At 36.5% G+C, this 12,736-nt stretch carries 14 protein-coding genes; 6 read left to right on the forward strand and 8 right to left on the reverse strand.

The window, feature by feature from the left end; genetic code table 11:
* Positions 1-44 precede the first annotated feature (44 nt).
* Positions 45-1,301, forward strand: coding sequence for a 3-isopropylmalate dehydratase large subunit (gene leuC, locus AB1422_10790; GenBank protein MEW6619803.1), 1,257 nt, complete (start codon positions 45-47; stop codon positions 1,299-1,301).
* Positions 1,302-1,339: 38 nt separating this feature from the next.
* On the opposite strand, the gene AB1422_10795 is transcribed toward leuC, so the two are convergent.
* The gene (locus AB1422_10795) at positions 1,340-1,501 is read right to left on the reverse strand and encodes a hypothetical protein (protein MEW6619804.1); all 162 of its coding nucleotides are present in this window, start codon (positions 1,499-1,501) and stop codon (positions 1,340-1,342) included.
* A 176-nt stretch (positions 1,502-1,677) separates the two neighbouring features.
* Here AB1422_10795 and AB1422_10800 point away from each other — a divergent pair, with 176 nt between their 5' ends.
* The 3 genes from AB1422_10800 to AB1422_10810 all read left to right on the forward strand — a co-directional run bounded on the left by AB1422_10800 (position 1,678) and on the right by AB1422_10810 (position 3,871).
* Positions 1,678-2,094: a response regulator gene (locus tag AB1422_10800; GenBank protein MEW6619805.1), complete on the forward strand. Its 417-nt coding sequence runs from the start codon at positions 1,678-1,680 to the stop codon at positions 2,092-2,094.
* Positions 2,095-2,142: 48 nt separating this feature from the next.
* Complete coding sequence (locus AB1422_10805) at positions 2,143-2,637, forward strand: 3-isopropylmalate dehydratase small subunit (GenBank protein MEW6619806.1); 495 nt, start codon at positions 2,143-2,145, stop codon at positions 2,635-2,637.
* Positions 2,638-2,944: 307 nt separating this feature from the next.
* The gene (locus AB1422_10810) at positions 2,945-3,871 is read left to right on the forward strand and encodes an NAD-dependent epimerase/dehydratase family protein (GenBank protein MEW6619807.1); all 927 of its coding nucleotides are present in this window, start codon (positions 2,945-2,947) and stop codon (positions 3,869-3,871) included.
* A 69-nt stretch (positions 3,872-3,940) separates the two neighbouring features.
* Here AB1422_10810 and AB1422_10815 read toward each other — a convergent pair whose 3' ends face one another.
* Positions 3,941-4,639 carry an acylneuraminate cytidylyltransferase family protein gene (locus AB1422_10815; protein ID MEW6619808.1) on the reverse strand — a complete coding sequence of 233 codons (699 nt, stop codon included), beginning with the start codon at positions 4,637-4,639 and terminating at the stop codon, positions 3,941-3,943.
* 102 nt (positions 4,640-4,741) lie between these two features.
* Here AB1422_10815 and AB1422_10820 point away from each other — a divergent pair, with 102 nt between their 5' ends.
* Both AB1422_10820 and AB1422_10825 read left to right on the forward strand, forming a co-directional pair.
* The gene (locus AB1422_10820) at positions 4,742-5,764 is read left to right on the forward strand and encodes a tetratricopeptide repeat protein (GenBank protein MEW6619809.1); all 1,023 of its coding nucleotides are present in this window, start codon (positions 4,742-4,744) and stop codon (positions 5,762-5,764) included.
* Entirely contained in the window at positions 5,761-6,186 is a 426-nt protein-coding gene (locus AB1422_10825) for an NYN domain-containing protein (protein MEW6619810.1), read from the forward strand. The genes AB1422_10820 and AB1422_10825 overlap by 4 nt, the downstream gene beginning before the upstream one ends.
* Before the next feature lie 381 nt (positions 6,187-6,567).
* Here the strand turns inward: AB1422_10825 and AB1422_10830 are convergent, their stop codons facing one another.
* From AB1422_10830 to rimP, 6 genes are all read right to left on the reverse strand, one after another.
* On the reverse strand, positions 6,568-7,542 hold the full coding sequence (locus tag AB1422_10830; protein ID MEW6619811.1) for a bifunctional oligoribonuclease/PAP phosphatase NrnA: 975 nt from the start codon (positions 7,540-7,542) through the stop codon (positions 6,568-6,570).
* A 7-nt stretch (positions 7,543-7,549) separates the two neighbouring features.
* Positions 7,550-7,897, reverse strand: coding sequence for a 30S ribosome-binding factor RbfA (rbfA, locus tag AB1422_10835; protein MEW6619812.1), 348 nt, complete (start codon positions 7,895-7,897; stop codon positions 7,550-7,552).
* Between the two features lie 10 nt (positions 7,898-7,907).
* Positions 7,908-8,192: a DUF503 domain-containing protein gene (locus tag AB1422_10840; protein ID MEW6619813.1), complete on the reverse strand. Its 285-nt coding sequence runs from the start codon at positions 8,190-8,192 to the stop codon at positions 7,908-7,910.
* A 37-nt stretch (positions 8,193-8,229) separates the two neighbouring features.
* Entirely contained in the window at positions 8,230-10,125 is a 1,896-nt protein-coding gene (gene infB / locus AB1422_10845; protein MEW6619814.1) for a translation initiation factor IF-2, read from the reverse strand.
* A 312-nt stretch (positions 10,126-10,437) separates the two neighbouring features.
* A complete protein-coding gene (nusA, locus tag AB1422_10850) occupies positions 10,438-11,715 on the reverse strand; it encodes a transcription termination factor NusA (protein MEW6619815.1) in 1,278 nt (425 codons plus the stop codon).
* Between the two features lie 67 nt (positions 11,716-11,782).
* Positions 11,783-12,232, reverse strand: coding sequence for a ribosome maturation factor RimP (rimP, locus tag AB1422_10855; GenBank protein MEW6619816.1), 450 nt, complete (start codon positions 12,230-12,232; stop codon positions 11,783-11,785).
* Positions 12,233-12,736: the final 504 nt, after the last annotated feature.

Here is a 12,736-nt window from a genome sequence, read left to right on the forward strand (position 1 = left end):
AAATTCTATTGACACAATAATATTTTTATGATATAATAAATTTAATGGGGAAAACTATTGTTGAGAAGATATTAGGTGCGCATGTAAATAAAGAGGTTTGCGGCACAGATTTGATTGAGGCAAAGGTAGATGTCTGTCTGGGGAATGACATCACCGCACCTTTAGCCATAGTTGAATTTGAAAAATTGGGCATTAATTCTTTATTTGACCCGGAGAAGGTAGTTTTGGTTCTTGACCATTTTGTCCCAAATAAGGATGTAAATTCTGCCCAACAATGTAAATTTGTGCGTCAATTTGCCAAAAAATATCAAGTAAAAAACTTCTTTGATGTTGGGAAAATGGGGATTGAACATGCCCTGCTCCCGGAACAAGGATTAGTTCTCCCCGGAGATGTCATTATTGGTGCTGATTCCCATACCTGCACCTATGGTGCTTTAGGAGCTTTTTCAACCGGCGTCGGAAGCACTGATTTAGCCGCGGTTTTTGCCACAGGTGAAATCTGGCTCAAAGTCCCTCAAACAATTAAATTTATATATTATGGAAAATTAAACCCCTGGGTGAGCGGCAAAGATTTAATACTTCACACGATTGGCGACATAGGTGTAGATGGGGCAAATAATATGGCAATGGAATTTGCCGGTGAGGTGATTTCTAATTTGCCTATGGATAGCAGATTGACGATGGCTAATATGGCTATTGAGGCCGGGGCTAAATGTGGAATTATAGAACCTGATGAAATTACCCTTGAATATGTTAAACCACGCGCTAAACGAGAATTTAAAATTTATAAAAGTGATACGGATGCAGAATATAAAGAGATTAGAGAATATGATTGTCGCCAACTCGAACCACAAGTCGCCTTTCCTCATTTACCTTCTAATACCAGACCTATCAGTGCGGTGGGTAACATAGAGATAACGCAGGTAGTCATAGGTTCTTGCACTAATGGTCGAATAGAAGATTTACGAATAGCAGGGCAAATCCTGAAGGGCAAAAAGATTCATAAAGATGTTCGATTAATTATCATCCCGGGGACACAACAAATCTACCTTCAATCTTTAAAAGAAGGTTTAATTGAGATATTTATCGAGGCAGGAGGTGTGGTCAGCACACCAACTTGCGGTCCCTGTCTTGGCGGATATATGGGGATACTGGCATCAGGCGAACGGTGTCTTGCCACAACTAACCGCAATTTTGTCGGCAGAATGGGACATAAAGAAAGTGAGGTATATTTAACCAACCCTGCCATCGCCGCCGCCTCGGCAATTCGTGGTAAAATTACCTCTCCTGATGAAACTTAGAACTTCACGAAATTAAAAAGAGGTATGAAATGGAAAAACTAATGGACAGACCAAAAATAATTGTAACCGTTCAGGCTATATATCAAAAGTGTAAGAAAGGGGATAAGGAGATAAGAGTGATATGGAGATAAGATAATAGAAATAGATTGAAATTTATAGAAATAGGTAGAAATTGATTGTGGAAAACAACAAATTTCCATAAATTTCTATTAGTTTCTACTAATTTCAATTTTTTTTAATAATATCTCCCTATCTCCTTAATCTCCACATCTCCTTTTGTTACACCACCTGAACGCTTACGAAAAGTTTTGTATGATTAAAGGGTAACTAATTACCAGTTACCAATCACCAAACATTTAAGGGGGGAAATGAAAAAATGGATAAAGATAAAGGGAAAAAGAAGATTGCTGTGATTGACGACAATACATCATTTGTGGAGGTTTTAAGCAGATTTTTAGACCTGAAAAATTTTGAAGTGCTTCGTGCTTACAATGGCAAAGAAGGGATAAAAGTCGCCTCAAAACATACTCCTCACCTGATTTTATTAGATATAATGATGCCAGGATTATCGGGATATGAAGTCTGTGAAAGACTTAAAAGGATTGAAAAGACTAAAAATATACCAATTATCTTCGTAACGGTCAGGTCAAGACCAGAAGATATTAAAAGAGGTTATGAATCAGGTGCGGTAGATTATATCACTAAACCCTTTAATTATCCAGAATTAATGGAAAAGATAAATAAAATAATATGTTTAGATGACGGAACACAGTTATATATGATATTTATTTAATAGAGGAGTGATAGTAAGGTATATAGCTTCTGTAAAGAGGAAAATAAGATGAAGATAACCGGTAAAGTATTTAAGAAATTCAGGGCTGATGTTAATACCGATGAGATTATTCCTGCTGTTTATCTTGATACAACATCGCCACAAGAATTGGCTAAACACTGCATGGAAGGAATTGATAAGGGGTTTGTCAGTAGTGTAGAAAAAGGGGATATTATTGTTGCGGATAAAAACTTTGGTTGTGGCTCATCAAGAGAACATGCACCGATTGCCATTAAAGCAAGTGGTGTGGCGTGTGTAATTGCTAAATCCTTTGCCCGAATATTCTACCGCAATGCCATCAATATTGGCTTGCCAATCTTTGAATGTGACCAGATAGACAAAATTAAACAAGGTGATGTATTAGAAATAGACCCGAAAAGCGGTAAGATAAAGAATTTGTCCCGCCAGGAAGAATATCCCACTACCTCTTTCCCGGAATTTATGCAATACCTCATTGATTGCGGCGGGCTAATGGAATATGTAAAAAAGAAACTGAAAAAGTGAAAAGGGAAATTGAGTTCTTACCATTTTGAAAAAGGTGAGTTTTTGGAAGTTTGTATCAGCGTAACTGTTCACCGCAGAGACGCAGAAAAAAAATTAAAATCTATTCACCCGAGACAGAAATTCCCTTTTTTTTGTGCATTTTGGGTCTTTCGTTGTTTATTAATCTTTTAATACGGACTTTCGACTAACTGTTTTTAAGCCTTTTTAAACACCGAAAAACGCAAAAGATATTTTCCTCTCTGTTCCTCTGCGTCTCTGCGGTAAATTACCAGCTGAACAGTTCGTATCAGCGATGGAGGAAAGAGCGTTGAAAATATTAGTGACAGGGGGGGCAGGATTTATTGGCTCAAACCTTGTGGATAGATTAATTGATGATGGACACAAAGTCATTATCATCGATAACTTATTCACAGGTAAAGAAAAAAATATTAACCCGGCGGCAAAATTCTATAAGTTAGATATTCAAGACCCAGAGATTGAACAGATATTCAAAGACGAACAAATAGATATTGTTAACCACCATGCGGCACAGATAGATGTGCAGAAATCAGTCGATGACCCTATATTTGATGCCAGGGTGAATGTGCTTGGAAGTATAAATCTTCTTCAGTTATCTACAAAATATAATATTAAAAAATTTATCTTTGCCTCCTCTGGCGGCACGGTCTATGGCGAACAAAGTCTTTATCCTGCACCAGAAACGCATCCCCTCCTACCAATTTCACCTTACGGAATAAATAAACTCATCATTGAATATTACCTCTATTATTATTGGGCAGTACATAATCTTAATTATATCATCTTACGGTATGCAAACATTTATGGACCAGGGCAAGACCCCTGGGGTGAGGCGGGAGTAGTCGCAATTTTTATAAATAAAATATTACTCCACCAACAACCGATAATAAATGGTGATGGCAAACAAACAAGGGATTATACTTATGTTGATGATGTCGTTGAGGCAAATATTTTAGCTATGAACTCACAAACAACAGGGATATTTAACATAGGTTGTGGATTGGAAACCTCGGTTAATGAACTGTTCCAGATGATAGTCGAAGTAATGAAGGCTAATGTCGAAGAAGTTCATGCCCCACCCAAAAAAGGGGAAACACCCCGTAGTTGCATTGATGGAACAAAGGCAAAATCAATACTTGGCTGGCAACCAAAAGTTAGGCTTGAAGAGGGTATTAAAAAAACAGTGGAATATTTCAAATGCTCTTTCTCAAATTAGAGAGAGGTGAAGTATTGGACTGATGGGATAAGGAAATGTTAGTTTTTAATTTATCCCCTTTTCTTTCTATCACTCCAACACTCCCCATTCTTCCATTATCTTTTCTGCGATGTAAAAGTCTAATGGAGTATCAATATCAATTGAATAAATAGACTCCATAATGATGGCGCGAACATCTTGCTCTTGATAAGATTTACCACTTAATATTACCTCTGTTTTACTGACAACTACCGCACCATTTAGCCTGTAAATAACAGGTAAATCCTGCCTTCTTAATGAACTATTGGTCTTGATGAACGGAGATACTTTATCCCCCTCTAATTTACACATCCAGTACGGATGAATCTCTGACTCGGTAATGGTAATAACTGAATCTGCATTTGTCTCCAGAATTTTCTCAATTGCCGCATCAATATATTTTACCGGGCGTAATGGCGAGGTTGGCTGTAACAAAACGACAAAATCCGAGATATATCCTTCGGACTCAAGATACCTCAAGGCATGTTGAATTACAGGTAAGGTCGGTGCGGTATCGGTGGCTAATTCTGCTGGTCTTAAGAATGGCACCTCAGCCCCGTATTCTTTAGAAATCTTTGCAATCTGGTCATCATCTGTTGAGACAATTATTCTGTCTAAGTATTTTGATTTCAATGCCTCTTCAATGGTGTAGGCAATCAAAGGAATGCCTTGAAATGGTTTTATATTTTTCAAAGGGATATTTTTAGACCCCCCTCTGGCAGGAATAAGTCCGACGAACTTCTTGTCCATAAAATCATTATAACATCAACATTTTTGCAAGTCAAGAAAATATTTTTTAGTTGACAGAAGGTTATCAATATGATATGATGATTTTAGCAGAGGTAAATAAAAATGGAAAATGAGGTATTATTAACTCAAGGGGAGGAAGAAATTAATCCCCTAACACACATTAATATAGGGGTTTCATTGGCTAAGGAAGAGGCCTATGATGAAGCAGAAAAAGAATTTAGAAGGGCTATCCGAATAAATCCAGAGCTGGTCATTGCCCACTATAATTACGGAATTATTCTGGGAAAAATGAATAGACTTATTGAGGCTGAAAATACCTATAAAAAGGCGATAGAATTAGCCCCTAAACTCGGGTTAGCTCAAAATAACCTGGGCATTATATTAATCAAACTGGGAAAATATGCGGAGGCAGAAAATGAATTTGGGGATGCAATCAAAAAATTACCCCAGTCATCACCCTCTTTAGCTATAGCACATCTTAATCTTGGTAAATTATTAGCCGACCTCAAACGGTATCATGAGGCAGAATTTGAATATCTTGAGGCTAAAAGGCTAAACCCAAATTTAAAAGAGGCATATATCAATCTGGGGAATTTATATCTGGAATTAGAATCTTATGAAAAGGCTAAAAAAGAATATAAACAGGCATTGGAGATTGATTTTCAAATGTCAAATGTCCATAACAATCTTGGCATTACCCTCGTTAAATTAAAAATGATTGATGAGGCAAAAGCAAAATTTGAGCAAGCGATTAACTTAGACCACGCCTACGCCCGCGCTTATCATAACCTTAAAGAATTAGAAAAAGTAGCCGAGATTTTAAAACCTAAAACTACCCCCTGGACAACATATCTTGTTATTGGAATTACCGCGGTTGTTCTTTTAGAGATTTTTATCTTATTTGTCTTCAATAAAATATCTGGAGTAGGATTTATGTCAACTATTCCTTTATTAGCGATGTTAGTCTTCTTTATCCTCTTTTCAGAGGCTAAACGGAAAGAAATCACACTCCCTGAATTAGACCTTGAGATTGACCCCAAAAACCAGATAATTGAAACTGAATTGCTAACGAGTGATTTTGCCCCGGAGGCTTTAATAAACAACCACGCAAATACAAAGGAATGAATATATTAATTATCGATGGATATAATATTATTAATCAATGGGCTGATTTAAAAAAGGAATTAAAAAGAAGTGGACTTGAATACACAAGAAATAAGTTGATTGAAATCCTCGCCGAATATCAAACCTTTACGGGTGATAGAGTAATTGTTGTTTTTGATGGATACAAGACGGATAAGAGATTAATAACTAAGAGTAGCCAGTTTGGAGTAGAGGTTATCTTTTCTAAACGAAAGCAAACCGCTGATTCCTTAATTGAAAGATTGGTTTATAACGAGCGGGGCGAAGATAAAACTATTTTCGTTGCCAGTCGAGATACAGCACTTGAGCGGATGATTTTTGGGATGGATTGCTTTACCATCTCTCCACAAAAATTAGAGGAAAGAATTAATGCAGTAAAATTAGAGATAAAAGGCTATTTCTGAGTGTGAATTTTCGGTGGTGTCTGAAAATAACTCTAATAGTGAAATCTATGCAGATTTGGTGTCCAAAAGGGATTTCCTCCAAAGAGCAAAATGCAAAAAGCAAATATAAAAATTACATATCAAAATGTAAAATTATCTCTTTCCTTTCAGCGTTAAAATACTTGAAGCAAAGATATTACCAAATTCCTCCAACTCTTTGAGAAACCCTGCTATTTCCTTTTTGAAATTTGATTTGTAATTTTGCATTTTGATATTTATATTTGATATTTAATATTTGATATTTAATATTTATTTGTTGTCTCCCTCAAATCCTATTTTGCAGAACCCTATACACTATTTTAACCTTTATGCTAGATTAAGACACCACCCTAAACACGTCCGTTAGCCCACTAATCTTTTTGTTACCTCTTCTACCACCTTTTTTTCTACATCAGATAATGAGCCTTCAATGACACAACCAGCCGCCCGCATGTGTCCACCACCACTAAAAATCTTAGCAATTTCACTTACACTAAAAGCACTCTTTGACCGCAAATTTACCTTAATCCTATCATGTCCTAAATCTCTAAAGAGTAAAATTACTTCTACTCCTTTGATTGACCTGAGTTGGTCTATTATTCGTTCTGGTTCGATTTCACTGGCTGGGTCTGTTTCCTTAAGCATTTTTTGTGTAATGTGAGCTATAATTATTTTCCCATCCAGGTTTGTTTTTAAACTATCTAATATCTTACCTAATAACTTAACAGAACTGGCGGTGTTCGCCTCATATATTTGAGAGGCAACTTCATTAGGGTCAATTCCACAGTTTAACAATTCCGCAACTATTTTATGTGAAGTAGGCGTAGTATTTACCTGTTTAAAGCTACCCGTATCAGTCATAATGCCCACATACAAAGGTAGGGCTAAATTATAATCTAATTTAAAATCCATTGCTTTAATGACCTGATAGATTTGTTCAGCACAAGCACTGGCGGTTGTATTAATATAATTATAATCACCTATGCCCGGGGAATCTGGATGATGGTCGATATTGATAATAAGCGGGACCTGTTTAATTAGACCCACAACCTTACCTACCCGCTCAAATTGATTGCAATCTAAAACTATTCCCACATCAAATTTATATCTCTCATACTCTGGGGTGTAAATAAGAATCTTGTCACATTCTGGCAGGAAATGATAATTTTCCGGTGGTGGGTCTTCGTTAATAATCGTTACCTTCTTGCCTAATTTTTGAAGCAGGATGGCTGTGGCTAATTGGCTTCCAATCGAATCTCCTTCTGGACGGATATGAGCAGTAATAAGGAAATTATCCTCTTTTTGCAAGACATTCACAATGGAAGAGAGTATCTCCATTTTACCTTTATCCTTTCTCTTTTAGTTCTTGTAGTAACTCATTGATGTGCATTCCATATTCAATCGAGGTATCAATTTTAAAGATAATCTCCGGGATAAATTTAATCCTCATCCGTTTTCGTAATTCATTATGAATAAATCTACGGGCATTTGTTAATCCTTCTAATGTGTTCCTTTTCGACTCATCATCACCATAGATACTCACAAATACCTTTGCTACCTGAAGGTCTTTTGATACTTCAACATCAGTGATTGTTACAAATCCAATGCGTGGGTCTTTTATTTTCCTAGTAATTATATCACTAATTTCTTCTTTAATTAAAGCCCCAACTTTTGCTGTTCGAAAACTTTCCATGTGTATTTCCCTATAGAATCTCTATCTCATAATCAATAATATATCCTTCAATCAGGTTCTTTTCAATTAAATTAACCACATTAGACAGAGTTTCATTCGCATGACGAGAATCCGTATTGACACACACTATCCCTAATGTTGCCTTTTGCCACAAATCCAATGAATCTATCTCCGCAATAGACACATTAAATCTATTTTTTACCCGGTCGATAAGTCCTTTCAAGACATACCGTTTATATTTTAAGGATTGGCTATTTGGAATATGTATGGTGATTTTACAACTGCCAATAATCATAATAATAAAAAAAGTGAAGAGTAAAATTCTTCACTTCTCATAGTTTTTGTATAATTTTTTCCTGAGTGAAGACCTCAATAGTATCTCCCACCTGGACATCAGCCATCTTTTCTAATCCAATACCACACTCAACCCCAGCCACAACCTCACTTACATCATCTTTAAATCTTCGTAAAGAGATTATATTCGTTTCGAGAATAGGTTTTCCATTTCTAAGGACACGGGCATTTTTATTCTTAACTATTTTCCCTTCCTTGACATAACAGCCGCAGGCTGAGCCAATTTTAGAGGCTTTGAATATCTCTTTTATCTCGGCTACACCTAAAAGTATCTCTTTATACTTGGGTTCCAGAAGTCCTTCTAATGCCTTTTTGACTTCGTTGATGACATCGTAGATAATATTATAAGAGCGCAAATCTACGCCCTGTTTTTGAGCCAGATTTTTTATTTCTCCTCTTAGAGGCAGGTGGAAGCTAATAATGATTGCGTTTGAAGCCGCGGCTAACATCACATCAGATTCATTTACTTCGCCTATACTGGCATGTATTATTCTGGTTTTGACCTCTTTACTCTTTATTTTTTCAAATGAATGTCTTAACGCTTCAACAGACCCGGCAACATCTGCCTTGATAACGAGATTTAGTTCCTTAAGTTTTCCTTCTTTTATTTGAGAATAGAGTTCATCTAATGTAATTCGATGAGGCATTAGTTTTTTTTCTTCCTCTTGTAACTTCAGGCATATTTGCTTTGCCTTTTTTTCATCTTCAACTACACGGAAGGGGTCACCGGCACAACATATTTTAGAAAATCCAAGAACTTCAACTGGTGTTGATGGTCCTGCTGAGTTAATTTTTTCACCTTTATCGTTAAACATTGCCCTCACTCGTCCATAAGAGGTGCCAGAAACAAAGGCATCACCCTTTTTTAATGTTCCTTTTTGCACCAAAACAGTTGCCACAGGACCTCTGCCTTTATCCAGTCTTGATTCAATTATTGTTCCTTGTGCCTCTCGATTTGGATTAGCCTTCAATTCTAACATTTCTGATTCTAAAAGTAACATTTCTAACAAATGGTCAAGTCCTATTTTTTGTTTTGCCGAGATTTCAGTAAAGATAGTTTTGCCACCCCATTTCTCCGCGACAAGCCCATAATCACCAAGTTGTTTATACACTCTTTCTATATTCACACCTGGCAGATCGATTTTGTTAATAGCAATTACTATTGGCACATTTGCCGCTTTAGCATGGTCTATTGCTTCAATAGTTTGAGGCATAAGACCATCATCAGCCGCGACGACTAATACGACCACATCTGTAACTTGAGCCCCTCTGGCTCGCATCGATGTAAACGCTTCATGACCCGGGGTATCTAAAAATACTACATTACCCCCATTTACATTTACTTTATAGGCACCAATATGTTGTGTAATGCCACCAGCCTCCTTTGCCGCCACATCTGTTTGACGAATAGCATCTAAAAGTTTAGTCTTACCATGGTCTACATGTCCCATAATCGTTACTACGGGTGCACGATGTTGTAATAATGATTCATCCTCACGCTCCTGGGCTATCTCTTCTTTTTGAGTCGCAATCTCAATATCGAGATGATAAATTAAATTACACTGGGCTATTATTTCTGGTGTTACTTGCTGATTAATTGGTGCCTTTATCCCCTTTGCAAATAGTGATTTTATTAATTCTGCAGATTTTATACCTATGGCTTTAGATAAATCACTTACCCGGGATGAAGAAGGAAGTATAATTTTTGTTTTTCCCTTTTTCACCGATTTAGCAAAAAGTTCCATTACCTTTTGTGCAGCTTCTGTATCAAGGCTACTTAAGGCACTTTTAATTGCTATCCCCAGTTCCTTCAATTCACGAACCAGGGCTTTATTATCCATATTTAATTTGTGAGCAATCTCATAAACACGCATTCTTTTCACCATACTTCCTATTGAAAATATGTAACCGTTCAGGTTATACATTAGAAGTGTAAGAATGGAGATAAGGGGATTGGGGAGATGTGGAGATTATAAATTTCCTGGATAATTGAGCAAAATGGTTATGGAAAAAGACTAACTTTTATAACCCCTAAACCAAACGAGCCTCCAACCCTAATCCTTTCACCAAAAACTCCTAAATATATCCCCTTATCTCCTTTATCTCCATATCTCCTTTTCTTACACTACCTGAACGGTTACGAAAATATTTGCCACAAAGGGGCAAAGACACAAAAAAATCCACAATCAATTCATTCCCTTAACTATTTCCAGTATCTTCTGTGCCTTAACTTTGCCAAGATTAGGGACAGCAGTTAATTGTTCTATTGTTGCTCTGGCAATATCTTCTATTGTGTTAAATCCAGATTCTTTCAGTTTCTCCTCTAACTTCGGGCCAACGCCGGGTAAATCTCTGATATTGCTAATTTTCTTTTCTTCCTTTTTAAACAACTCTTCTTTTGCTTTTTGGCGTAGTTCTCCTTCTCTTTCTTTATCTATCTGGGATTGACTTTTAATATCAATCTTCCAGCCTGTCAATTTAGCGGCTAATCTGACATTCTGACCCTCTTTTCCAATAGCTAAAGAGAGTTGTTCATCCGGAACAATGGCTATAGAAATCTTTGTTTTCTCGTCGATAATCACTTCATTAACTTTAGCTGGAGAGAGTGAATTTTTAATAAATATTGCCGGGTCTTGAGAATGTCCAACTACATCTATCTTTTCGCCTTTTAACTCTTTAATGACTGCCTGAACACGCATTCCTTTCATTCCAACACAAGAACCAACCGCATCCACTTTAGAATCTGTTGACGCAACGGCAATTTTACTTCGATATCCGGGGTCTCTGGCGACTGAGACTACATTTATAATATGTTCATATATCTCTGGAACTTCCATTTCAAATAGCTTTTTTACTAAATCCGGATATGTTCGAGACAGAATAACCTGTGGCCCTTTATTGCCCATTTTTGTCTCAAGGATATAGCATTTTATTCGGTCGCCTACTCTATATCTTTCTTTTGGTAACTGTTCTCTTGGTGGTAGAATGGCTTCTATTTTGCCCAATTGAACAAAAACATTATATCTTTTTTCGGCGCGTTGAACTATACCGGTAACTACTTCACCTACCCGTGCCTTGAACTCTTCATAAAGCAAGCCTCTTTCCGCTTCTTTGATTCTTTGTGTAATCACCTGTTTAGCCGCTTGAGCGGCTATTCTTCCAAAACCATCAGGTAAAGATTCTTCCGCTATTTTATCACCAATATTAGCCTCTGGATTTATTTTTTTTGCCGCTAACAAAGAGATTTGAGTAAATGGGTTTTTGACCGCCTCAACCACTTCCTTTTTGGTGATGATATAAAATCCTTTTTTATTATCAAATTCAATCTCTATGTTCGTGCTTATGCCAAAGTTTTTTTTATAAGCGGATAGCAGAGCATCTTTCATCGCCTGAATTAATACTTCTTTCTTAATCCCTTTATCTCTTTCAAGTTGGACCAATGCCTCCTGTAATTCAGCTTTCACTTAAAATTCCTCCTTTTCTCTGGTGTAATTGGTAACTGACAAATGGGAATTAGTTACTAATTACCCGTTACCACACAAGATTTGCCTTTGCAATTTCTGGATACGGTATTTTAAAAATCTCATTATCTACTGCAATGATAACTTTCTCATCCTCAAAACCAAGTAATTTCCCTTTAAAATTCCTTCTCCCTTGATATTTTGCCAATGTCGTTATTTTACATTGATTATCCTTAAATCGAATGAAATCCGTTTTTTTGACTAAAGGTCTATTAAGACCTGGGGAAGAAACCTCTAAATGATAGCGATGAGAGATAATTTCAGTATGGTCTAATGCCCTACTTATCATTTTGCTTACCATCACGCAATCATCTAAAGTTACTCCTCCTTCTTTATCAATAAATATCGTTAATTTCCCACCACTTTTAATCCGATAATATTCTATTAATACCAATTCTATCTTTAATGAGTCTAATATTGGTTGAATAAGTGTTTCCACTTCACTAATAATCTTATTCATTTGTTTTAAATGTCCTGTTATAAAAAAAGTGGGTTATTCTCTACCCACTCTTTTTCCAAAAACTCGCTTATTTTTACTATATCATATAATAGGCTAAAATGTCAAGTGTTTTTTTTGAGGGTGTTGAAATTTATACCCAAACAAAATGGTTTCGCTTTCTCTTCGTATTCTAAATCCAAAGCACGAAAAAGGTTTCAATCCTTGTTTTAATGGAAGTTGGGTTGTTACGATGGAAACGAGATTACGAGGAAACCCCAGCAGCTCCGTTTCAATCCTTGTTTTAATGGAAGTTGGTCGCTAACTTATCATCGCAATGCTGTATTTCTGGTATATTCTTGTTTCAATCCTTGTTTTAATGGAAGTTGGTCGCTAACGGCTATTTGCTACATAGCATAACATCGTGCACCCTATTTTAATACAAATTTATAGCAGGACATCGTGCACTCTCACCCCATGGGGTGAGCGAAATTCTAATCCTCAAAAATAGCAGGACATCGTGCACCT

Source organism: bacterium (assembly GCA_040757115.1).
In the GTDB taxonomy this organism is placed as follows: Bacteria; UBA9089; CG2-30-40-21; order CG2-30-40-21; family SBAY01; genus JBFLXS01.